The following is a 21,558-nucleotide window of genomic DNA, read 5'->3' on the forward strand; positions in this document are numbered from 1 at the left end:
GCGAGAGCAAGGGGAGGGCCGGCACATGGGCTTCGACGTGGGCGGCTGGGAGATTCTGGTCATCATCCTGGTCGGTGTGTTCATCTTCGGGCCGGACCGCCTGCCCAAGGCGATCAGCGACGGCGTACGCATGCTGCGCCAGGTCCGCACCATGGCCCGCAACGCCACCGGCGACCTGAGCAAGGAGCTCGGCACCGACATCCAGCTCGAGGACCTGCACCCGAAGACCTTCCTGCGCAAGCACCTGCTGAGCGAGGAGGACGAGGCCGCGCTGCGCAAGCCGCTGCAGGGCATCTACGACGACGTCCGCGGCGTGGCCGACCAGGTCAAGAAGGACGCCCAGGACGCCGCCTCGGCCGCCAAGAACGTCACGGCGTCCTCGCCGGCCCCGGCCACCGCCCCCGCGGCGCAGCCGGCCGTCCGCGCCTCGTGGGACGACGTCACCTGATCCGCGCGCAAAAGTCTGCTCGCGCGGAAGTCTGCCCGTGCGGAAGTCTGCTCGTGCGGAAGTCTGCTTGCGCAGGAAGCCCCGCTCGCGCGTGAAGCCCGCTCGCGCGGAAGTCTGCCCGTGCGGAAGTCTGCCCGTGCGGAAGTCTGCCCGTGCGGAAGTCTGCTCGCGCGGAAGTCTGCTCGCGCGGAAGTCTGCTTGCGCAGGAAGCCCCGCTCGCGCGTGAAGCCCGCATGAAGCCTCGCTCGCGCGGAAGTCTGCCCGCGCGTAACAAGCCTGTCCGCGCGTAACAAGCCTTTTGCCCGTTATGTCGGACGCTCCGCATCACGACATAACGGATTTATGCCCCGTCAGGCGAAAAATCAGGAAATGTCGCGGCGCGTCAGCGCCCGACATTTCGTCGACCAGCACAAACGGCGGCCCCGAAGGACCGCCGTCAGAACAAAGCGCCTCAGCGCCCAGCCGGCTTCAGCCCAAGCGGCTTGCCCACCAGGCTCTCCCGCCGCTGCGCGAGCCTGTCGGCCACCGCGGACAGCGCCTGCGCGGCCGGAGCGTCCGGCGTGGCCAGCACCAAGGGGAGACCCGAGTCGCCGGCCTCGCGCAGCCGCGTGTCCAGCGGGATCTGACCCAGCAGCGGCACCGTGGCGCCCACGGCCCGGGTCAGCGAGTCCGCCACCGTCTGGCCGCCGCCCGCGCCGAAGACCTCCATGCGCTGGCCGTCCGGGAGCTCCAGCCAGGACATGTTCTCCACGACGCCCACGATGCGCTGGTGGGTCTGCAGGGCGATGGAACCGGCCCGCTCCGCCACCTCGGCCGCGGCGGCCTGCGGCGTCGTCACGACCAGGATCTCCGCCGAGGGCAGCAGCTGGGCCAGCGAGATGGCCACGTCGCCGGTGCCCGGGGGGAGGTCGAGGAGCAGGACGTCGAGGTCGCCCCAGTACACGTCGGCCAGGAACTGCTGCAGCGCGCGGTGCAGCATCGGGCCGCGCCAGACCACCGCGGCGTTGCCGGGGGTGAACATGCCGATCGAGATGACCTTCACGCCGTGCGCCGAGGGCGGCATGATCATGGACTCGACCTGGGTCGGGCGGCCGTCGGCGCCGAGCATGCGGGGGACCGAGTGGCCGTAGATGTCGGCGTCGACCACGCCCACGGCCAGGCCGCGGGCGGCGAGGGCGGCGGCGAGGTTGACGGTCACGCTGGACTTGCCGACGCCGCCCTTGCCGCTGGCCACCGCGTAGACGCGGGTGCGCGAGCCGGGCTGGGAGAACGGGATGACCGGCTCCTGGACGTCGCCGCGCAGGCTGGACTGCAGGTCCTTGCGCTGCTCGGGGGTCATCACGCCGAACTCGACCTCGACCCCGGCGACGCCGTCCACGGCGCCGACCGCGCGCGTGATGTCGGAGCGGAGCTTGTCCTTCAGCGGGCAGCCGGCCACCGTGAGCAGGAGGCCGATGACGGCGGTCCCGTCCGGTCGGAGGGTGACGTCGCGGACCATGCCCAAGTCGGTGATGGGCCGGCGGATCTCGGGGTCGTCGACGGTCGCGAGCGCAGCGGTGATCGCGTCTTCGACGGTGGTGGCCGGGGCTGACATGCGTGCCATCGTACGTCGGGCCACCCGCCCCACCCGCCTGGTCGAGCCCGCACGAGGAACGCGTCACACGCCCGATAAGCGAATGATGTCCCCCCGCGGGGGTTGTCGCCGCACCGAACCCGGTGGGATCATCCTTTACACGCCCCCGCGCCTCGCCCCTTGAGGCGCGGGGGCGTAATGCGAGCAGTGCGAAACTGCTCAGCGCTTGTGGCGCGGGGACGTAATGCCAGCAGTGCGAAACTGCTCAGCGCTTGTGGCGCGCGGGGCGTAACGCGAGCAATGCGAAACTGCTCAGCGCTTGTGGCGCGCGGGGCGTAACGCGAGCAGTGCGAAACTGCTCAGCGCTTGTGGCGACGCGGCGGCTCGTCGGAGTCCACGACGTCGTCGGGCTCGTCGGCGCCCAGCGGATCGGACAGCGAGCCGAGCGCCTTGCGGACCTTCTTGCGCTCCGCCTTCGCCCGCCGGTCCGCCGCCTCGTCCAGCTCCTCGGCCACCCGGGCCAGCTCCGAGCGCAGGAAGTCCCGGGTCGCCACCTCGCCGAGCGCGATGCGCAGCGCCGCGATCTCCCGGGCCAGGTACTCCGTGTCCGCCTTCTGCGCCGCCGCCCGCCGCCGGTCCTCGTCCGCCGCCAGCCGGTCGCGGTCCGTCTGCCGGTTCTGCGCGAGCAGGATCAGCGGCGCGGCGTACGAGGCCTGCAGCGACAGGATCAGCGTGAGGAACGTGAACGTGTACGGGTCGAACTGCCAGCTCTTCGGCGTGAGCGTGTTCCAGGCGATCCAGCCCAGGATCACGATCGTCATGTACACGAGGAACTTGGCCGTGCCCATGAACCGGGCGATGCCCTCCGACCATTGCCCGAAGGCCTCCGGATCGAACCGCGGCAGGCTGATGCGCGTGTCCCGAGGCTGATCAAGCCGCTTGCGCTCAGCCACGAAGACCGCCGTTCGAAAAACGAAGTTCAGCCACGGAGACCGCCGTTCGAAAAACGAAGTTCAGCCACGGAGACCGCCGTTCAGGGAGATCGGCGCGATGGGCTCGGCATGGTCGCGGTCCCGCCAGTCCTCGGGCAGCAGGTGGTCGAGGACGTCGTCGACGGTGACGGCGCCGACCAGCTTGTCGTTGTCGTCGACCACGGGCATCACCACCAGGTTGTAGGTCGCCATCCGCCGGGTGATCTCGGCCAGCGCGAGCTCCGGCGACAGCGGTTCGATGTCGTTGTCGACCACCCCGCCGAGCAGGGCCGACGGGGGTTCGCGCAGGAGCCGCTGGAAGTGCACGACGCCGAGGTACCGCCCGGTCGGCGTGGCCATCGGCGGCCGCGTCACGAACACGCCGGCGGCGACCGCGGGCGAGAGCTGCGGCTCCCGGATGCGGGCCAGCGCCTCGGCGACGGTGTTGTCCGGCGCCATGACGATCGGCTCGGAGGTCATCACCGCACCGGCGGTCCCCGGCTCGTACTCCAGCAGGGCCCGGACCGGTTGCGCCTCGTCGGGCTCCATGAGGTCCAGCAGCACCTCCTGCTCCGGCTTGGGCATCTCGGCGAGCAGGTCGGCGGCGTCGTCCGGGTCCATCTCCTCCAGCACGTCGGCGGCCCGCTGCGGCTCCAGCGCGGTGATGATCTCCAGCTGGTCGTGCTCCGGCAGCTCCTCGAGCACGTCGGCCAGCCGCTCGTCGTCCAGGGCGGCCGCGACCTCGACCCGCCGGGTCTCGGAGAGGTCCTGCAGGACGTTGGCCAGGTCGGCCGGGCGCATGTTGTCCAGCACCGCGAGCAGCCCGGCGGTGCCCTGCGTCTCCGGCTCCCCGGTGAGCCCGGTCACCTCGGACCACTCGAGCTGGTTGAGGTGGCCGCGGCGGGTGAGCCGGCCGGTGAACTCGCGCACCGCGACCCGCGACAGCGACCACTCGCCGGCCCGGTCGGCGTCCATGGCCACGTCGACCACGGCGCCGGTACGCCCGGTCGCGGCCACCGTCACGTGCCGGTCCATGAAGTCCTCGAGCACCAGCAGCTCGCCCGGCCGCTTCTCGAAGCGGCGCAGGTTCAGCGTGCCCGTGTTGAGCACCACGGCGTCGGGCTCGATGGCGGTGATCCGCCCGATCGGCAGGAAGATGCGGCGGCGCATGGGCATCTCGGCGACCAGCCCGACCACCCGCGGCGGCTGGTTGCCGGTGCGGGCGCGCGCGACCGCGTCCCGCACCCGGCCGACCTGGTCACCGTTCGGATCGAACACGCTCAGGCCCGCGAGGCGCGCGATGTAGACCCGCGGCGCAGTACTCACGAGGCTCAAGCCTACTGAAAGGGGCCACAAAGCAAGCGTTGGACCGAACCACACGGTCCGAAGGCCAATAGGCTGAGGCTCATGAGCATGGTGCGGTACTCGATTGTGGACGTCTTCACCGATCGGCCCTTCACCGGCAACCCATTGGCGATCGTCTACGACGCCAAGGACCTCGCGACCGAGCAGATGCAGGCCATCGCGCGCGAGTTCAACCTCTCCGAGACCATTTTCGTACTGCCGGCGAGCCCGGGCGGCAACGCGACGTACCGGGCCCGGATCTTCACGCCCGGCACCGAACTGCCCTTCGCCGGGCACCCGACCGTCGGCGTGGCGGTGACGCTGGTCCGCGACGGGCTGATCAAGGGCCCGGACGTGGTGCAGGAGTGCGGCGCGGGACTGCTGCCGATCCACGTGGACGAGGTCCACGGGGCCGCGACCGTCACCGGCGGCACCCCGACCGTCGGCCCCGCCCTCGACCCGCAGCCCCTGCTGGAGTCGATCGGGCTGACCGAGGCCGACTACCTCGGGCCGGCGCCGCGCAAGGCCGGGTGCGGGCTCGAGTTCACGTTCCTGTCGGTGACCGACGAGGCCGTCCGGCGCGTGAAGCTCCTGCGGCCGGTGGACAACCTGAGCGTCTTCCACTGGGACGCCGAGCGGCACCTCGCGCACGTGCGGGTGCTCGTCCCGGACGTCGGCGTGGCCGAGGACCCGGCGACCGGTTCGGCCGCGATGGGGCTCGGGGTCTGGCTCGTGACCAGCGGGCTGGTGGCGGGCGACGGCACAGCGCAGTACGAGATCGCCCAGGGCTTGGAAATGCACCGCCCCTCGGCGCTGCACTGCACGGTGACGGCTTCGGGCGGCGCCGCGGTGTCGGCCACCGTCGCGGGTCACGTGGTGCCGATCGCCTCCGGCGAGATGATCGTGCCGCCCTTCGTGGGCTGACGGCGCCGGGCGCCCAGGACGACCACGGCCACGCCGGCCAGCAGGATCGCGATGCCCGGCAGGGTGCGCGCGGCCGGCAGCTGCCCGAGCAGCAGCCACGCGATGACCAGGGCGCCCGGCACCTCCAGCAGGAGCAGCACGGCGACCGTCGTGGCGCTCACCCGGTGCAGCGAGTAATTGATCAACGTGTGCCCCAGGAGCTGAGGGCCGATCGTCATGCCCGCGATCGCGATCCAGGTCTCCCAGGTGTACCCCCAGAGCCTCGTCCCGCTCGCCAGGCACACCGCGAGCAGGAGCAGCGCGCAGACCGAGTAGCAGACCGAGGCGTACACGGTCGTCGGGAGGGTCGCCCGCGCACGCTCGCCGAGCAGCGTGTAGCCGGCCGCGGCGATGCCCCCGGCCAGCGCCAGCGCGTCGCCCAGCAGCGCCCGCCCCGACAGGTCCGGGTCGGCCCCGGTCGCCAGGGCCACGCCGGCCACCGCGATCCCGATGCCGGCCCACGTGCTCGCCGGCACCTTCACCCCACGCGCGGCCGCGACCAGGGCCGTCCACACCGGCGTGGTGGACACCAGGGCCACCGACATGGCCACGCTGGTCAGCTTGGCGCTGGGCACCCAGGTGCCGAAATGCACGGCCAGGAACACGCCGGACAGCAGCGTCACGCCGAGCGCGCCCCGCCGCCGGCCCGGCTCTCCCCCTCGTCCTCCCCGGCTCCCGAGCAGCGCGGCCGGTGCCAGCGCGGCCGTGCCGAGCGCGTTGCGCCAGAACGCGATGGCGAGCGCGGGGGCGGCCGCGAATGCGATCATGGGCGCCGAGGCCGACACCGCCACGATCGCGACGACGAGGGCGGCGATGGTGGTGAGACCGACCTTGCGCATGGTGCGAATTGTCGTTGATCCGACACTGGCGGCCGCACCGACCAGGTACACCGTTCGGAGGATGCGAGGGGGGCCGAACGGTGATAGACGCCGTCTGTTTTGACTATTTCAACACCTGTACCAGCGCAGTTCGCCGAGGTGGGGGCCATCGGCGGACCGCCGAGGTGCTCGGCGTGGACCCGGCCGACTGGCTGGCCGTGCTGGACCGGACCTACGACGAGCGGGCCCGCGGCGGGTACGGCAGCCACCTGGCCGGCCTGCGCCGCCTCTGCACGGAGCTGGGCGTCGAGCCGTCCACCGCGCAGCTGCGGGCGGCGCTCGAGCTGCGGCTGGAGACGGTCCTGGCCGACGCGCCGCTGCGGCCGGAGACGATGGGGGTGCTGCGGACCCTGCGCACCGCCGGGGTGCGCATCGCGATCGTCAGCGACTGCTGGTTCGAGCTGCCGCTGCTCCTGCCGCGCACGCCGCTGGCCGACGTGATCGACACCGCCGTGTACTCGTGCCAGGTCGGGCACACCAAGCCGCACGCCGCGATGTACGCCACCGCCTGCGCACAGCTCGACGTCGATCCCTCCCGGTGCCTGTACGTGGGCGACGGCGGGAGTCGCGAGCTGACCGGCGCGAGCCGGTTCGGGCTCACGGCGGTCCAACTGCGGGCTCCTGACCTCGGCGGACACCTGACCTTCCACGCCGAGCCGGATTGGCGCGGGCCGGCCGTGCCCTCGCTGGAGGCCGTCCTGGACCTGGTCGGAACGCCCATGCTGGTGGCCTGAAACGCGCCTATGCTGTGGGCGTGACCGTGACGGCGGCGCTGTCGCTGACGGATGGCCGATTCCTCGCCCGCCTGGCCGCGGACGCCATACACGCACGGCTGACGAGCACCCGCATGACGTCGACGATCGCGCCGGACAGCCCGCTGCAGGCCGACGGCGCCTCGTTCGTGACCCTGGAGCGCGCGGGGGCACTGCGCGGGTGCGTCGGCAGCCTGGAGCCGGTCCAGCCGCTGCACCGTGACGTGGTGCGCAACGCCGTGCAGGCCATGCGCGACCCGCGGCTGCCCCCGGTCACCGAGGCGGACTGGCCGGCGCTGGACGTGAAGGTGTCGATCCTGAGCCATCCGGAGCCGATCGCGGCGCGGTCGCGGGACGAGCTGCTGGCCGCGCTGCGCCCGGGCGTGGACGGGCTGATCCTGCGCGAGGACGGCCGGCGGGCCACGTTCCTGCCGTCGGTCTGGGCCAAGGTGACCGAGCCGGGGCAGTTCGTCGACGCGCTGCTGCGCAAGGGCGGCTGGCCGGCGGGGGAGTGGCCCGAGGGGCTGCAGGCGCTGCGGTACGGCTCCACCGAGTTCCACGACAAGGCCCCGCGCGATCCGATCGGGCCGTGATTGGATGTCCGGCATGGACGCGCTGGTCGAAGAGGCGGCGAAGAAGGCCGCGGTCGCCTGGATCGGCGTCGGCGGCCGGCCCGCCACGCTCGTGTGGTGCGCCTGGCTCGGCGGCGCCCTGCTCGTGGTCAGCGGCGAGGGCGAGCAGGCGGTCCCCGGCCTGGCCGAGGCGGCCACGGCCGAGGTGAGCCTGCGCGGCGACCACGGCGGGCGGATCGTCACCTTCCCCGCCGAGGTCACCCGGATCGCGCCGGACGACGAGGCCTGGGCCGAGCTCGTGCCCCAGCTGGCCGGCAAGCGCCTCAACGGCTCCGGCGGCGCCGAGGACCTCGCCCGCGGCTGGGCCGAGCGCTGCGTGGTCAGCCGGCTGAGCCCGGCGGCCGGCTCGGCGGAGCTGCCCGAGGACTCCCAGGCCGCCCCGCCGCGGCCGACGCCGGCCACGCGCATCCCGCGCCGGCCGTTCCGGCTGCACAAGGTCCGCGGGGCTACGAAAGACCCACGGCGCTGAGGCTCTCCTCCCACAGCCGCGCGGCCAGGGCGGGATCGTCGGTCGCCCGGTTGGGCCGGGTCAGCTCGCGGTCCATGTAGTACCCGCCCGACGTGAGCTGCGAGGCCGGTGTCGCCGCCAGCCAGGTGAGGGTGTCGGCTCCCCGCTCCGGCGTGCGCGCGAACGGCGCCACCTTGGCCATGACGTTCACGCCGATCGAGGCGCCGAAGCGGCTGCGGACGAAGCCCGGGTGGTACGCGGCCGACATGATGTCCGGCCAGCGCCGCGCGGCCTCGGCGGCGAAGAGGATGTTGGCCTGCTTGGCCGAGCCGTACGTGCGCCACAGCCCGCGCTTGCGCGCGCCCCGCAGGTCGGCGGGGTCCAGCGCGCCCATCGCGTGCGCGCCGGAGGCGGTGTTGATGATCCGGCCGCCCCGCAACTGCTCCCGGAGCAGGCTGCTGAGCAGGAACGCGGCCAGGTGGTTGGTCTGCAGGGTGGCCTCGAAGCCGTCGGGCGTGATGTGGTGGCCGCGCACCACGCCGCCGGCGTTGTTGGCGAGCACGTCGATGCGCTCGTGGCGCTGGCGGAGCTGGTCCACCAGCACGTGGACGTCGTCGAGTCTGGCGAAGTCGCTGCGGTACGCGGGGATCGTGCGGCCGTTCGCCGCCGCCCGGACCGCCGTGGCGGCCGCCTCCAGACGGGCCGGGTTGCGGCCCACCAGGACCAGGTTGGCGCCGCGCCGGGCCATGTCGAGGGCGGCGGCCAGACCGATGCCGGAGCTGGCCCCGGTGATGACCACCGTACGGCCGGTGAGATCTCCCACAGGGGAGTTCTGTGTACTCACGCCACGAGGTTACCGTTTGGTAGCCGCCTGAACCTTCGCTAAGGAGCCCGCCATGGCCGCCCTCGGACGACCGCGCCGCTCGTGCCTCGCCCTCCCCGGATCGAGCGTGAAGATGCTCGGCAAGGCCCAGGGACTGCCGGCCGACCAGGTGTTCCTGGACCTGGAGGACGCGGTGGCGCCGCTGGCCAAGCCCGAGGCCCGCAAGAACATCGTGGCCGCCCTGAACGAGGGGGACTGGGCCGGCAAGACGCGGGTGGTGCGCGTGAACGACCTGACCACGCCGTGGACGTACCGCGACGTCATCGAGGTCGTCGAGGGCGCCGGCGCGAATCTGGACGCCGTCATGCTGCCCAAGGTGCAGAGCGCCGGGCAGATCGAGTGGCTCGACCTGACGCTGACCCAGATCGAGAAGACCATGGGGCTGCCGGTCGGCGGGATCGGCATCGAGGCGCAGATCGAGAACGCCGCGGGCCTGGTCAACGTCGACGCCATCGCCGCCGCCAGCCCCCGCGTGGAGACCATCATCTTCGGCCCGGCCGACTTCATGGCCTCGATCAACATGAAGTCCCTGGTCGTCGGCGGGCTGATCCCCGGCTATCCGGGTGACCCGTACCACTACATCCTCATGCGCATCCTGATGGCCGCCCGCATGCACGACCTGCAGGCCATCGACGGGCCGTTCCTGCAGATCCGCGACGTCGACGCGTTCCGCGAGGTCGCCGGGCGCAGCGCCGCGCTGGGCTTCGACGGCAAGTGGGTGCTGCACCCGGGCCAGATCGACGCGGCCAACGAGGTGTACTCGCCCGCCCAGGAGGACTACGACCACGCCGAGCTCATTCTGGACGCGTACGACTACTACACGTCCGAGGAGGGCGGCAAGCTCGGTGCCGTCATGCTCGGCGACGAGATGATCGACGAGGCCTCCCGCAAGATGGCGCTGGTCATCGCGGCCAAGGGGCGGGCCGGCGGGATGATTCGCAAAACCTCATTCACCCCACCGAACTGAGAAAACGCGCGTCGCATTGCCCGGTGGTGTATCGGGCAGGCAGGATTTGCCCTATGGCACCCGACCTACGTTCCAGCGGCCCCGCCGGCAAGAGCGGCCGGCGCGACGCGAGCCGGCCGTCCTCCGCGCGGCGGACCCTGCGCGCCGTACCGTCCAGCGGCCCCGACCTCGACGGCGAGACCGTCGAGGAGGAGCAGCCGACCGCGATCGACCGGCTCGACGGCCGGGTGGCTCTGGTCACCGGCGCGGGCAGCCCGGACGGCATCGGCTACGCCACCGCCCGCCGCCTCAAGCAGATGGGCGCCTCGGTCGCCATCGTGTCGACCACGCGGCGCATCCACGACCGGGCGAGCGAGCTCGGCGTGATCGGCTTCGTGGCCGACCTCACCGTCGAGGCCGAGGTCGGCGCGCTCGCCGACGCCATCCTCGACGGGCTCGGCGCGGTCGACATCCTGGTCAACAACGCCGGCCTGGCCAGCAAGGCGAGCCCCGAGGTGCTGCGCCCGGTGGCCCAGCTCACCTACGAGGAGTGGCGCGGCGAGATCGACCGCAACCTCACCACCGCGTTCCTGGTCAGCCGGGCCTTCGTCGGCGGCATGGCCGAGCACGGCTGGGGCCGGATCGTGAACCTCGCGGCCACCGCCGGGCCGGTCAACGCGCTGCCCGCCGAGGCCGGGTACGCCGCGGCCAAGGCCGGCGTGGTCGGGCTGACCCGCGCCCTGGCCATGGAGCTGGTGGCCGACGGCATCACGGTCAACGCGGTCGCCCCCGGCATCATCCACACCGGCGCGTCCACCCTGGTCGAGCTCAAGCAGGGCTTCGGCACGCCGATGGGGCGCCCCGGCACGCCGGAGGAGGTCGCGGCCACCATCGCCTTCCTGTGCTCGCCCGGCGCGTCCTACATCACCGGCCAGATGCTCGTGATCGACGGCGGGAACAGCGTGCGGGAGGCCCAGTACCGCTGAGCCGGCACCCACCGCGCGGTCAGCGAATGTCCAGGTTTGCTGGCTATGTTTGGCCGCATGGGGGCTCGTCCGGCTGACTACGCGGTGCTGCTCGCACCGCCGGCCGTCGTGGCGGCGGCCTGCGAGGTCGTGCTCCTGTCCGGCGAGCCCGGGATGTTCCTGCCCCTGATCATCGTGCTGCAGCCGCTGACCGTGCTCGGCATCGTGTTCGGGCTGGTCCAGCTCACCCGCAGCACGCGGGGCCCGTCGACGTTCCGGCTCATGCTGTTCCGCGGCGAGCCCGCGTTCGCCGCGCTGCCCGCGTTCCGCCGCCAGTGCCTGTTCAACGGCCTGCTCAGCGCGGCCCTGCTGCTCATGGCCCTCAACGGCCTGCGGGTGGCCGGCCGGATCGTCCCGACCATGGCCTGGGCGATCCTGGTGCTCAACGGCTGCACGGTACTGCTGCTGCTCTTCCGCATGATCCGCAGCGGCCCGCTGCTCATCACCCCGCACGGCCTGGCGATCGACGGCGGCCGCACCTTCGTCCCGTGGGCGGCGCTCGGTCCGGGCCCGGAGAGTTCGCTGTGGATGATCGTCCGCCCGGAACTGGTCGAGGGGCGGCCGATCAAGCGCTTCCAGCCGGGCCAGGACGTGCCCCTCGACGTGTCGCTGTGGTTCCTGTTCCGGGCCATCCACTCGTACGTCGAGCAGCCCTCCCACCGCGCCGCGATCGGCCTGCCGGAGGAGCTGGAGCGCCTGCGCGGCACGCTCGCCCGCCAGCCCACCTGATCGCCCGACGCGGTTTCGTCCCGGGCGTTCCTACCCTTTGCATCATGCGCTGGCTCTGGGTTGTCGCCCCGACGCTCCTGGTGGGGGCGGCGGCCGGGCTCGTGCACCTGGTGGCGCCGGGCGGCTTCACCCTCTTCGGCCTGGTCGCGATCGCCGTCATCGGGCTCGGCCACGCGCTCACCGACCTGCGCCGGCGCGCGGAGCCCCCGGCCCGGCCGGCGTTCGAGTTCTTCGCCGCGCCCCTGCTGGTCGCGGCCCGGGCCGGCCGCGCGTTCGCCCTCGCCGCGACGGTCGTGCTCGCGGCCCTGTGGCTGGATTTCGGGCTCGTCGCGCTGTCTGTTGCCCTGGCGCTCGCCGCGGTGCCCGCCGGCGTCGGCGGACTGCTCGTCGCGCGGCTGACCCGCGGCGCCTCCGTGCTGCGCTTGAACCCGGGCGGGATCGACGTGCGCGGCATCCGGTACCCCTGGGAAGCCCTCGACGCCGTCGAGCTCAACGGCGACCGCGCGGTGCCGCGCCTCGACCTGGCCGTCGCCGGCCGCCGCCGCCCGGTGACCCTGCGCCCGGCCGGGGTGGACGCCAGCCTGCTGTTCCTCACGGACCTGCTGGGCTACTACCAGACCCACGCACCCGCGCGCGGCGCGATCGGCGACCCCGCGGAGGCGGCCCGCGTACACGGCCTGCTGCTCTCCGCGCGCCTCGCCGCCGGCCTGCACGGGGGGCCGCGCCCGATCCTCGTCGCGCGCTAGCTTGGGGCATGCGTTGGATGACCGGCCTGCTGGCGGCGGCGGGTGGTGCGGCCACGGCCATCGCGGTCGCCGGCGTCGCGATCGCCCACTACGCGGCGTGGCGATCGGTCGCCCTCATGCCGATCGAGAGCCCGGGGCGGACCGCGGCGGTGCTCGTGGGCGGTCTGCTGCTGCTCGGCGGTGCGGGCGGGCTGGGCCTGCGGCCGCGGCCGGCAGCCAGGGTCGCGGCCGGTGCGGCTTGCGGGCTGGCGCTGATCGTCGGGTGCGCGGGTGGTGTCAGCGCCTCCGCGGCCCAGGCCGGCGGGGCCGGCCAGTCGTCGCTTCCCCGTGACGTCGTGGCCACCTCCGAGGACGGCCGGTTCGAGGTGGTGAGCGTGCGGCCCTCCGCCGACGAGGTCCGGTATCGGCTGCGCACCCGCGGCCGGTGGTCCGGGCGCGAGGGGAAGCTCGATTTCGCCTGCACCCCCAGCGCGAAGACCCGGCCGGACTACGACCTGCGGAACTCGGACTCGGAGCTCCCGCGCTCGGTTCCGACCGTGCGTCTCGAGGCGATCCGGCTCACCGGCGAGCCTCGCGTCGAACTGCGGATGAGTGATGCGACCAGTTGGACGGTCGGCTTCGACGTGGCGACCTTGCGGCCCGATCGCGTGCTGAGCTGGTGCGGGCCGGAGTACGGGCCGCCGCGCTAGCGTTGGGGCATGCGTTCTGCTGCACAGATTTTGCGCGAGTCAGCGACCATCGCCGTCGTGGGGGCTTCGCGGGATCGGTCGAAGACGGCTCATGCGGTACCGCTGCAGATCCAGCGGCACGGCTGGCGCATCGTGCCCGTGAATCCGTTCGCCGAGCAGATCTTCGGCGAGCGGGCCTACCGCACGCTGGCCGACATTCCGTTCCCGGTCGACATGGTCAACGTGTTCCGGCCGTCGGCCGACGCCACCCAGGTCGTCAAGGACGCGCTGGCCATCGGCGCGCCCGCGATCTGGCTGCAGCAGGACATCTACAGCCCCGAGGGCCGCGCGCTGGCCGCCGAGGCCGGGGTCGACTTCCTGGAGAACACGTGCATCGCGGTCGTCCGGGCGGTGCACGCGATCACTGGGCCCGGTACTCCCGCAGCAGACCGCGGCTGATGATCGTCTTCTGGATCTCGGAGGTGCCCTCGCCGATCAGCAGGAAGGGCGCCTCGCGCATCAGGCGCTCGATCTCGTACTCCTTGGAGTAGCCGTACCCGCCGTGGATGCGGAACGACTCCTGGACCACCTCGGCGCAGTACTCGCTGGCCAGCAGCTTGGCCATGCCCGCCTCGACGTCGTTGCGCTGCCCGGCGTCCTTGAGCCGCGCCGCCCCGACCATCAGCGCGTGCGACGCCTCGATCTTCGTGGCCATCTCGGCCAGCTTGAACGCGATCGCCTGGTGCTTGACCAGCGGCTGGCCGAACGTGTGCCGCTGCTGCGCGTACGCGATGGCCAGCTCGAACGCCCGGATCGAGATCCCGCACGCCCGCGCGGCGACGTTCACCCGGCCGACCTCGATCCCGTCCATCATCTGGTAGAAGCCGCGCCCGACCTTCTCGGCCCCGCCCAGCACCGCCGAGCCCGGGACCCGTACCCCGTCGAGCACCATCTCGGTGGTCTCGACGCCCTTGTACCCCATCTTCTCGATCTTCCCGGGGATGTTCAGCCCCGGCAGCTGCTCGTTCAGCCCGAACCCGGGCTCCTTCTCGAGCAGGAACGTCGTCATGTTCCCGTAGACCGACTCGGCCCCGAGCTCGGTCTTGACGAGCGTGGCCACGACGGACGAGTACGCCCCGTTGGTGAGCCACATCTTCTGCCCGTCGAGCACCCACTCGTCCCCGTCGGCCACGGCCTTGCTGCGGATGGCGGCCACGTCCGACCCGGTCCCCGGCTCCGACATCGAGAACGCCCCGCGCGCCTCGCCGGTCGCCATCCGGGGCAGCAGCCGCCGCTTCTGCTCCTCGGACCCGTGCTGCGACACCAGGTACGCCACGATGAAGTGCGTGTTCACGATCCCGGACACGGACATCCAGCCGCGCGACAGCTCCTCCACGACGAGCGCGTAGGTCAGCAGCGACTCCCCGAGCCCGCCGTACTCCTCGCCGATGGTCAGCCCGAACAGCCCCATCTCCCGCATCCCGGCCACGATGTCGGCCGGGTAGACGTCGTCGTGCTCGAGCTGCTGCGCGTGCGGAATGATCTCCTTGTCGACGAACGCCCGCACGGTCTCCAGCATCGACTCCTGCACATCACTGAGTCCGGGCGTCCGAGCCAGCCGAGCCATGGAGACCTCCTCGAAGTTACTGGCGGGTATGCGAGGAGTATCGACCTTCCGAAGCCGACAGACCATGTGAAATGGTTCTCAGGTGCGAGTGAACGGCCTGTCGATAGCCGCCCTGATCTGCGCCGTGCTCATCCCGCCGTTCGGCATCCTGATGGGGCACATCGCCTGGTCCCAGTGCCGCCGCGAGCAGCGCCCCGGCGCGGGACTGGCCCTGGCCGCCATGATCGTGGGCTACACGGTCCTGCTCGTGGTCTGCGGCCTGCCGATCATCTACTTCGCCTAGGCCCTGTCCTGCCGATCATGCCGGCCTGCGACGGGCCCAGATTCCGCCTGCGCACACGCCGCGAAGGCCTGGTTACAACACCGGTAGCCAGGCCTCCACGGCGCGCACGCAGACGAAATCTGGACCTCGTCTCGGCTCGACATGATCGACAGGACAGGGCCTAGGCCCTAGCGGTCGCCGATGCGGCGCATGAGCCCCTCCAGCGAGTCCCGGCGCAAGTGGATGTGCTCGAGCCAGAGGGTCACCCCGGCATCGGCGTACTCGGCCAGCAGCGGGTCATCAGGCCCCCGCGAAGCCCCGACCAGCGCCACCTCGAACGGTCCCGCCGCCAGGTCGCGCTGCTCGCGGATCAGCTCGACGGCGGCGGCGATCTCGGACGGGGAGGTGGTCATCGAGCCGTCCTCGTCGTCCCCGGCCGCGAGCCAGCCGTCCCACCGGGCCGCCCGGCGCAGCGCGGCCTTGCCGGCGCCCCCGACGAGGATCGGCGGCCGCGGCTGCTGAATCGGCAGGGGGCTCAGGGTCACCCCGTTGACGCTGTGCCCGCCGAGCAGCCCCGCGACCGTGTCCAGCCCGGCGTCGAGCAGGCGGGCCCGCGACTTGAGGTCGGCGCTCTCGCCGAACGCCGTGTATTCGACGTCCACCCCGCCGATGCCCACCCCCAGCACCGCCCGGCCCCGGCTCAGGCGGTCGAGCGTGGTCAGGGCGCTCGCCACCACCTGCGGCCGGCGCCGGGGCAGGGGCGTCACCGCGGTGCCGATCCGCAGCTCGGACGTGGCCTGCGCGACGGCCGCCAGCGTCACCCAGGGATCGGCCGACGGCACCCCCCACGCGAAGGCCAGGTGGTCCCAGACGAACAGCGCCTCCCACCCGGCCGCCTCCGCCGCCAACGCGATGTCGACGACCAGCGCGGGCTCCGCGAACTCGCCCAGCGTGCAGACGTCAATCCCGAACCGCATCGCCCGGCCCCCTCTCGACCGCCGTCCACGGGTCGCGCGCCGGCGAGGTGGAACCCTCCGGGCAGACCTTCCGGTAGTCGCACCAGGAGCACTGCGCCCCCGGCCGCGGCGCGAACTCCGCGTCGGCCAGGATGTCCGCCGCCGTGGCCTCCGCCCGGCGCAGGTGCCGGTCCAGGGAGGCGTCCGTGTGGTCGAACGCCGCCACCGTCCCGGTCGGCAGGTGGTGCAGCTCGACCCGGTGGCAGGGCTTGCGGAAGACCCGCGCGGTCGCGATCGCGTACAGCGCCAGCGCCCGCGACCCCCGCGCCTCGTCCTCCGAGACGCCGTTGCGGCCGGTCTTGTAGTCCACGATGACCAGCTCGGCGCCCCGCTGGTCGATCCGGTCCACCCGCCCCGACAGGGCGAGCGTCTCGGTCCGCGCCGCGACCGTGCGCTCGACGCCGACCGGGTCCTCCTGCGGGTCCAGGGTGTCCACATAGGATTCCAGCCAGCCCAGCGCCCGGCGGTACACCTCGCGCTCCTGGTTGTCGTCCTTGTAGCCCTCGCGCACCCAGGTCGCCTTGAGCAGGGTGGGCAGCACCTCGGGCCGGCGGCGGTCGGGCTCCAGCGCATACCAGTTCTTCAGCGCCGTGTGGACCGAGGCGCCGAGCGAGTTGTGCGCCCACGGCGCGCCCTTCGGCGGGGCCGGGCGGTCGACGTAGGTGAACCGGTAGCGCCGCGGGCAGTCCTCGTAGCTCCCGAGCTTGCTCGGCGTGCACGTGAACAACCGCGGCGGTGATGCGAAAAGTCCCAACTGCTCCACGCCCAGCATCCTGCCAGCCGGGTACGACAAAAAGACAAAAGGCGATGTCAGTGCGGCGAGTGCAGGTACGTCGTCACGAAGGCCCCGATCGCGTCCGCGAGCAGCTGCACCGCGATGGCCGCCACCAGCAGGCCGGCGATGCGCGTCACGACCTCGATGCCGCTGGGCCGCAGGATGCGCACCAGCACGCCGGAGAAGCGCAGCACGAGGTACACGACGGCCATGACGGCCAGGATGCCGACGGCGATCGACGTGTACCCGCTGAGGTGGTCCGCCCGCTGCACGAACAGCATCGTGGCGACGATCGCGCCCGGCCCGGCCAGCAGCGGGGTCCCCAGCGGCACCAGGGCGACGTTCGTGGTCGCCTCGCCGCGCGGGTCGTCGGTCTTGCCGGTGAGCAGTTCCAGCGCCACCAGGAGCAGCAGCAGGCCGCCGGCGCCCTGCAGCGCGGGGAGGTCGATGTGCAGGTAGGCCAGGATCTGCCGGCCCAGCACCGCGAACGCCACGATGACCCCGAGGGCGAGCAGCACGGCCTGCAGCGCCGCCCGGTGCCGGGCCCGCCGCTCCATCTGCCCGGTGAGGGCGAGGAAGATCGGCACGGCCCCCGGCGGGTCGAGGATGACGAGCAGGGTCACGAACACTTCGCCGAGAAGCTTCAAATCCACGACCGGATTGTCATAGCAGGCCCATATCGAGCGGATACCTGGGTCTTGACGCCATCGAACCCCGCCCCTACGTTGCCCAGAGAACCGAAAACTTTCCTTACAAATGGAGGGCTCATGGGCAAACGCAGGCTCCTGGCGGGGGTCGCGGCCGCGCTGGCGGTGACGTCGCTGGCCCTCGCGCCCGCGACGGCAGCCGGCGCCAATGGCGTCTCCCACCAGGACGAGTACAAGCGGGTCGGGTACTTCATCCAGTGGGGTATCTACGGCCGCTCGTACTTCGTCAAGAACCTCGAGACCAGCGGCCAGGCCTCCCGCCTGACCCATATCAACTACGCGTTCGGCGGCGTGGACGCGACCGGCAAGTGCGCCTCCGTCGACCCGTGGGCCGACTACCAGCGCCCGGTCTCCGCCGAGGAGAGCGTGGACGGCGTCGCCGACGTGGCCGGCCAGCCCATCGCCGGCAACTTCAACCAGCTCCGCAAGCTCAAGGCCATGCACCCCGGCCTGAAGGTCCTCATGTCGCTGGGCGGCTGGACGCTGTCGGCGAACTTCTCCAACGCCGCGCTGACCGACGAGTCGCGCAAGACGCTGGTGAAGTCCTGCATCGACACGTTCATGTCGACCGGCGTGTTCGACGGCTTCGACCTGGACTGGGAGTGGCCGGGCTCCGAGGGCAACCCGGGCAACGTGATCCGGCCCGAGGACAAGCAGAACTTCACCAAGCTCGTGGCGGAGTTCCGCAAGCAGCTGGGCAAGAAGGCCACCCTCACCGCCTTCCTGCCGGCCGCGCCCGCGAAGATCGACGCCGGCTTCGAGGCCAACCAGATTTTCAAGTACCTCGACTTCGGTACCGTCCAGGGCTACGACTTCCACGGCACGTGGGAGACGACCACCAACCAGCAGTCGGCGCTGTTCGTGCCGCGCAACGCCCCCACCACCCCGGACTTCAGCGGCTCCACGTCGCTGAAGGCGTGGGCCGACCGCGGCGCGCCCAAGAAGCAGCTCGTGCTCGGCGTCCCCTACTACGGCCAGGGCTGGACCGGCGTGACCGGCGGCGGCAACGGCCTGTTCAAGCCCGCGACCGGCGCGGCCCCGGGCACCTGGGCGGCCGGCAACGAGGACTACAAGGTCCTCGCCACGCTGCCCAAGCAGGGCTACAAGGTGTACCACGACCTGCTCTCCGGCCAGGCGTGGCTGTTCAACGGCACGACGTTCTGGACCTTCGACGACCCGATCGTCGTGGCCCAGAAGGGTCTGTACGTCCGCCTCGCCGGCTACGGCGGCGCGATGATCTGGTCGCTGGACGGTGACGACGCCAACGGCTCGCTCACCAAGGCGCTCTACACGACCCTGCGCTAGTACTGGCGGGTGCTCGGCGGCAGGAAACGCTCGATGCCGTCGAGCACCCGGTCCAGGCCGAAGGCGAACGCGCGGGCGGGGTTGCCGGCGCCGTACTCCTCGCCCGCGGCCTGGCCGATCCGCGCCGCGGTGGGGTAGCGGGCCGGGTCCAGCACCTCCGAGAGCAGCGGCGCCCACGCCTCCCACCACTCCGTGTCGCTGCGGCCGGTGCGCTGCTCCGCCTGGTCGGCCAGCACCGCGGCCCGAGCGGCTCCGGTGACGTAGTCCAGCACCAGGCTCAGCAGCTGATCCGTCTCCACGTCGGAGACCCCGGTGCCGTCGAAGGCCCGCAGTTCGCAGTCGTACTTCGCGATCGTGTTCGGCCCCAGCACGGGCCGGCTGGTGGCCACCTGGAGCAGCCAGGGATGCCGCCGGTACAGCTCCCAGTTGGACCGGGCGACCTCGGTGAGCCGGTCGCGCCAGCCGCCGGACGCGTACGCGTCGCGGACCGCCTCGCCGGCCACCGCGTCCACCATCACGTCGAGCAGCTCGGACTTGCTGGGCACGTACGTGTACAACGACATCGCCGTGACCCCCAGGCGCTCCGCCACCTTCCGCATCGACACCGCGGGGAGCCCCTCCTCGTCGGCCAGCGCGACGGCGACGGCCACGATGCCGGGCACGGTGAACTTGGGCCGCGGCCCCCGGCGCGCGGCCGGCCCCGGCAGCCGCCCCCAGAGCAGGTCGATGCTGCGGCGGGGATCGCCGGCCCCGCTGTACTCCGTGGTCACCCGCCGACCACCTCGCTCCCGCGCCCGGCCGCGACGATCTTGGCCAGCACCTCGGGCGAGGTGGTCCGCGCCCCGAGCCGGACGGTCTTGTTGGTGCCGTGGTAGTCGCTGCTGCCCGTGGTGACCAGGCCCAGGCGGTCGGCGAGGGCGTGCATCTCGGCCTGTTCGCGCGGGTTGTGGTCGGTGTGGTCGGCCTCCAGCCCGAAGAGCCCGGCGGCGGCCAGTTCGACGATGAGCGAATCGGGCACGATCGGGCCCCGCACGCTTGCGCGCGGATGCGCGAACACGGGCACCCCACCCGCCCCGAGGATCAGCCGGAGGCCCTCGAAAACCTCAAGATCCTCCTTTGGTACCCGATAACGCGCGCCGAGCCACTCCGGCCGGAACGCCTCGGTGACCGTGCCGACCAGACCGCGGCGGATGAGCGCCTGGGCGACGTGGGGGCGGCCGACGGTGCCGCCGGACGCGTCCTGCAGGACCTCGTCCCAGGTGACGTCGATGCCGTCGGCGGCCAGCAGGTCGACCATCCGCTCGGCCCGGGTCTCGCGGGAGCTGCGCACGCGGGCCAGCGCGGCCGACAGGGCGGGGTCGGCCGGGTCGAACAGGTACGCCAGCATGTGCAGCCCGATCGGCCGGGCCCCGCCGTGCCAGCGCAGCGACAGCTCCGCCCCGGGCACGATGGCCAGCCCCTCGGGCCGGGCCGCGAACGCCGGCTCCCAGCCGCCGGTGGTGTCGTGGTCGGTCAGGCCCAGGACGTCCAGCCCGGCCGCGGCCGCCTCCCCGACCAGTTCGGCCGGGGTCGAGGTGCCGTCGCTGGCCGTCGAGTGGGCGTGAAGATCGATCCGCACGTCCCCAGTCTAGGGAGGCGTCACTTCTGTGTGAGCGGTTCGATGAGCACGACGCCGTCGCTGTCCTCGTCGAGCGTCTCCACCTTGTCCGCCTGGCCGCCCGGGTCGAGCTTGACGAACTTCTTGCCGTTGTCCACCACGAACGCCTTGGCGTTGAGCCAGACGGTCTTGCTCGTCACCGTCAGGTTCCACAGTTTGGGCTTGCCGCCGGTGAACACCGAGGTGAGGTCCACGATCGCCACCTGTTTCGCCCCCACCACCGGGTAGGCGAGCCAGCGCCCGTCGGGTGAGATCCGGGCGCCCGCCTTGTCGGCGACCGGCAGCCCGCAGATCTTGTTCATGATCTTGAACGGCTGGTCAAACTTCAGCAGGGCCAGGCACATCGCCGTCTCGCCGGCCGCGACCGCCTTGAGCTCCGCGTAGACGCCGCCGTTGTCCGGGGTGCCGCCGAACACGCGCACGACCGTGGCGTCCCAGGTCGGGCTGTACCCCCGCTCGGTGTGCCAGACGTCGAAGCCCTTGTCGTCGTTGCTGACCACCAGGTTGGTCCCCACGAAGGTGACCGGCTCGGTGTCCTGCGGCACGTCGACCGAGTTCTCCTTGGAGATCGACTTGGCGTTCTCGTCGCTGCGGGTGCCGACGTTCATCTTGCCCTTGGACGCCCAGGCCACGGTGCTGCCGTCCTTGGCCACCGTGATGTTCGTCGCCTCGTCGACCAGCACCTGCTGCTTCTCGTCGTCGTCCTGCAGGACGAGCTGCTTGTCGCCGTCGGGCTGGGTGTTGACCACCAGGTAGCCGTCCTTGGCCTGGTACGCCGCGGTGACGCTGCTCTTGGCCGGCAGCTGCAGCCGGACCCGGGTGGCCGCCTCGGCGCTGGGGCCGATGCCGGTGACCTCGCGCATCTCCGACGGGGTGACCGGGGCGGTGGGGGTCTGCTCGGCCGCCGGGTGCTGCGAGGGGCTGCCCTGGGCGTTGGGCGCCGGGGGCTGCGGTGCGCCGCCGGGGGCGCCGGTGGTCAGCGTGTACAGGACCGCCACGGAGGCGGCACCGAGCGCGACGATCCCGGTCAACCCGCTCATCGCGACGCGCCGCCGCCGCCGGACCCGCGCGGCGCCGCTGATCGCGGCGTCGGCGAACCCGTCCAGCGACGCCAGCGACCCCGGCGGGGTGTTGCCCGCCCTGGCCGCGAACGTTTCGCGGAGCTCGTCTTCCAGCATGGTTGTCACGTCTCCAAACCCAACC

At 72.2% G+C, this 21,558-nt stretch carries 25 protein-coding genes; 13 read left to right on the forward strand and 12 right to left on the reverse strand.

Annotated elements, in window-relative coordinates; all coding sequences use genetic code 11:
• Nucleotides 1-25: 25 nt before the first annotated feature.
• Nucleotides 26-448, forward strand: coding sequence for a Sec-independent protein translocase subunit TatB (locus ACQPZ4_RS03665; RefSeq protein ID WP_433056073.1), 423 nt, complete (start codon nucleotides 26-28; stop codon nucleotides 446-448).
• Nucleotides 449-899: 451 nt separating this feature from the next.
• On the opposite strand, the gene ACQPZ4_RS03670 is transcribed toward ACQPZ4_RS03665, so the two are convergent.
• From ACQPZ4_RS03670 to ACQPZ4_RS03680, 3 genes are all read right to left on the reverse strand, one after another.
• Nucleotides 900-2,042, reverse strand: a complete 1,143-nt coding sequence (locus ACQPZ4_RS03670; protein ID WP_433056076.1) for an Mrp/NBP35 family ATP-binding protein — start codon at nucleotides 2,040-2,042, stop codon at nucleotides 900-902.
• Nucleotides 2,043-2,380: 338 nt separating this feature from the next.
• Entirely contained in the window at nucleotides 2,381-2,974 is a 594-nt protein-coding gene (locus ACQPZ4_RS03675; RefSeq protein WP_433056079.1) for a DUF1003 domain-containing protein, read from the reverse strand.
• 60 nt (nucleotides 2,975-3,034) lie between these two features.
• Nucleotides 3,035-4,318, reverse strand: a complete 1,284-nt coding sequence (locus ACQPZ4_RS03680; protein ID WP_433056082.1) for a magnesium transporter MgtE N-terminal domain-containing protein — start codon at nucleotides 4,316-4,318, stop codon at nucleotides 3,035-3,037.
• Between the two features lie 81 nt (nucleotides 4,319-4,399).
• On the opposite strand from ACQPZ4_RS03680, the gene ACQPZ4_RS03685 reads away from it, so the two are divergent.
• Complete coding sequence (locus ACQPZ4_RS03685; protein WP_433056085.1) at nucleotides 4,400-5,260, forward strand: PhzF family phenazine biosynthesis protein; 861 nt, start codon at nucleotides 4,400-4,402, stop codon at nucleotides 5,258-5,260.
• Here the strand turns inward: ACQPZ4_RS03685 and ACQPZ4_RS03690 are convergent.
• On the reverse strand, nucleotides 5,206-6,138 hold the full coding sequence (locus tag ACQPZ4_RS03690; RefSeq protein ID WP_433056088.1) for a DMT family transporter: 933 nt from the start codon (nucleotides 6,136-6,138) through the stop codon (nucleotides 5,206-5,208). The genes ACQPZ4_RS03685 and ACQPZ4_RS03690 overlap by 55 nt on opposite strands.
• A gap of 80 nt (nucleotides 6,139-6,218) precedes the next feature.
• Between ACQPZ4_RS03690 and ACQPZ4_RS03695 the strand changes: the two genes are divergently transcribed.
• The 3 genes from ACQPZ4_RS03695 to ACQPZ4_RS03705 are packed head-to-tail and all read left to right on the forward strand — an operon-like array spanning nucleotide 6,219 to nucleotide 8,030.
• A complete protein-coding gene (locus ACQPZ4_RS03695) occupies nucleotides 6,219-6,911 on the forward strand; it encodes an HAD family hydrolase (RefSeq protein WP_433056091.1) in 693 nt (230 codons plus the stop codon).
• A 20-nt stretch (nucleotides 6,912-6,931) separates the two neighbouring features.
• Nucleotides 6,932-7,522, forward strand: coding sequence for an AmmeMemoRadiSam system protein A (gene amrA / locus ACQPZ4_RS03700; RefSeq protein ID WP_433056094.1), 591 nt, complete (start codon nucleotides 6,932-6,934; stop codon nucleotides 7,520-7,522).
• A 13-nt stretch (nucleotides 7,523-7,535) separates the two neighbouring features.
• A complete protein-coding gene (locus tag ACQPZ4_RS03705) occupies nucleotides 7,536-8,030 on the forward strand; it encodes a hypothetical protein (RefSeq protein ID WP_433056097.1) in 495 nt (164 codons plus the stop codon).
• Here ACQPZ4_RS03705 and ACQPZ4_RS03710 read toward each other — a convergent pair.
• Nucleotides 8,008-8,832, reverse strand: coding sequence for an SDR family NAD(P)-dependent oxidoreductase (locus ACQPZ4_RS03710; protein ID WP_433066220.1), 825 nt, complete (start codon nucleotides 8,830-8,832; stop codon nucleotides 8,008-8,010). The genes ACQPZ4_RS03705 and ACQPZ4_RS03710 overlap by 23 nt on opposite strands.
• 73 nt (nucleotides 8,833-8,905) lie before the next feature.
• Here ACQPZ4_RS03710 and ACQPZ4_RS03715 point away from each other — a divergent pair, with 73 nt between their 5' ends.
• From ACQPZ4_RS03715 to ACQPZ4_RS03740, 6 genes are read left to right on the forward strand one after another with little or no spacing between them, the layout of a single operon-like run.
• A complete protein-coding gene (locus ACQPZ4_RS03715; RefSeq protein ID WP_433056100.1) occupies nucleotides 8,906-9,859 on the forward strand; it encodes an HpcH/HpaI aldolase/citrate lyase family protein in 954 nt (317 codons plus the stop codon).
• Nucleotides 9,860-9,912: 53 nt separating this feature from the next.
• Complete coding sequence (locus tag ACQPZ4_RS03720; protein WP_433056103.1) at nucleotides 9,913-10,824, forward strand: SDR family NAD(P)-dependent oxidoreductase; 912 nt, start codon at nucleotides 9,913-9,915, stop codon at nucleotides 10,822-10,824.
• 57 nt (nucleotides 10,825-10,881) lie between these two features.
• Nucleotides 10,882-11,592, forward strand: a complete 711-nt coding sequence (locus ACQPZ4_RS03725; RefSeq protein ID WP_433056106.1) for a hypothetical protein — start codon at nucleotides 10,882-10,884, stop codon at nucleotides 11,590-11,592.
• 44 nt (nucleotides 11,593-11,636) lie between these two features.
• Complete coding sequence (locus ACQPZ4_RS03730) at nucleotides 11,637-12,338, forward strand: hypothetical protein (RefSeq protein ID WP_433056109.1); 702 nt, start codon at nucleotides 11,637-11,639, stop codon at nucleotides 12,336-12,338.
• A 17-nt stretch (nucleotides 12,339-12,355) separates the two neighbouring features.
• Nucleotides 12,356-13,027, forward strand: coding sequence for a hypothetical protein (locus tag ACQPZ4_RS03735; RefSeq protein ID WP_433056112.1), 672 nt, complete (start codon nucleotides 12,356-12,358; stop codon nucleotides 13,025-13,027).
• Between the two features lie 9 nt (nucleotides 13,028-13,036).
• A complete protein-coding gene (locus ACQPZ4_RS03740) occupies nucleotides 13,037-13,465 on the forward strand; it encodes a CoA-binding protein (protein WP_433056115.1) in 429 nt (142 codons plus the stop codon).
• Here ACQPZ4_RS03740 and ACQPZ4_RS03745 read toward each other — a convergent pair.
• Nucleotides 13,428-14,633, reverse strand: coding sequence for an acyl-CoA dehydrogenase family protein (locus ACQPZ4_RS03745; protein ID WP_433056118.1), 1,206 nt, complete (start codon nucleotides 14,631-14,633; stop codon nucleotides 13,428-13,430). The two genes, ACQPZ4_RS03740 and ACQPZ4_RS03745, sit on opposite strands and share 38 nt — an antisense overlap.
• 82 nt (nucleotides 14,634-14,715) lie before the next feature.
• Between ACQPZ4_RS03745 and ACQPZ4_RS03750 the strand changes: the two genes are divergently transcribed.
• Nucleotides 14,716-14,916, forward strand: coding sequence for a DUF4190 domain-containing protein (locus tag ACQPZ4_RS03750; protein ID WP_433056121.1), 201 nt, complete (start codon nucleotides 14,716-14,718; stop codon nucleotides 14,914-14,916).
• Nucleotides 14,917-15,083: 167 nt separating this feature from the next.
• Here the strand turns inward: ACQPZ4_RS03750 and ACQPZ4_RS03755 are convergent, their stop codons facing one another.
• Genes ACQPZ4_RS03755 through ACQPZ4_RS03765 form a run of 3 tightly spaced genes read right to left on the reverse strand, consistent with a single transcriptional unit; the run spans nucleotide 15,084 to nucleotide 17,339 of the window.
• Nucleotides 15,084-15,872: an LLM class flavin-dependent oxidoreductase gene (locus ACQPZ4_RS03755; protein WP_433056124.1), complete on the reverse strand. Its 789-nt coding sequence runs from the start codon at nucleotides 15,870-15,872 to the stop codon at nucleotides 15,084-15,086.
• On the reverse strand, nucleotides 15,856-16,683 hold the full coding sequence (locus ACQPZ4_RS03760) for a RecB family exonuclease (RefSeq protein WP_433056127.1): 828 nt from the start codon (nucleotides 16,681-16,683) through the stop codon (nucleotides 15,856-15,858). Before ACQPZ4_RS03760 ends, ACQPZ4_RS03755 begins: the two co-directional genes overlap by 17 nt.
• Nucleotides 16,684-16,721: 38 nt before the next feature.
• Complete coding sequence (locus ACQPZ4_RS03765; RefSeq protein ID WP_433056131.1) at nucleotides 16,722-17,339, reverse strand: MarC family protein; 618 nt, start codon at nucleotides 17,337-17,339, stop codon at nucleotides 16,722-16,724.
• 114 nt (nucleotides 17,340-17,453) lie between these two features.
• Between ACQPZ4_RS03765 and ACQPZ4_RS03770 the strand changes: the two genes are divergently transcribed.
• On the forward strand, nucleotides 17,454-18,698 hold the full coding sequence (locus tag ACQPZ4_RS03770; RefSeq protein WP_433056134.1) for a glycoside hydrolase family 18 protein: 1,245 nt from the start codon (nucleotides 17,454-17,456) through the stop codon (nucleotides 18,696-18,698).
• On the opposite strand, the gene ACQPZ4_RS03775 is transcribed toward ACQPZ4_RS03770, so the two are convergent.
• From ACQPZ4_RS03775 to ACQPZ4_RS03785, 3 genes are read right to left on the reverse strand one after another with little or no spacing between them, the layout of a single operon-like run.
• Nucleotides 18,695-19,468 (reverse strand): TetR/AcrR family transcriptional regulator, encoded by a 774-nt coding sequence (locus tag ACQPZ4_RS03775; RefSeq protein ID WP_433056137.1) that lies wholly within the window; start codon nucleotides 19,466-19,468, stop codon nucleotides 18,695-18,697. The genes ACQPZ4_RS03770 and ACQPZ4_RS03775 overlap by 4 nt on opposite strands.
• Nucleotides 19,465-20,316 (reverse strand): PHP domain-containing protein, encoded by an 852-nt coding sequence (locus ACQPZ4_RS03780; RefSeq protein ID WP_433056140.1) that lies wholly within the window; start codon nucleotides 20,314-20,316, stop codon nucleotides 19,465-19,467. Before ACQPZ4_RS03780 ends, ACQPZ4_RS03775 begins: the two co-directional genes overlap by 4 nt.
• Before the next feature lie 20 nt (nucleotides 20,317-20,336).
• Entirely contained in the window at nucleotides 20,337-21,533 is a 1,197-nt protein-coding gene (locus ACQPZ4_RS03785; RefSeq protein ID WP_433056143.1) for a hypothetical protein, read from the reverse strand.
• Between the last annotated feature and the right edge of the window lie 25 nt (nucleotides 21,534-21,558).

This window comes from Dactylosporangium sp. CS-033363 (assembly GCF_050942475.1).
GTDB lineage: Bacteria > Actinomycetota > Actinomycetes > Mycobacteriales > Micromonosporaceae > Dactylosporangium.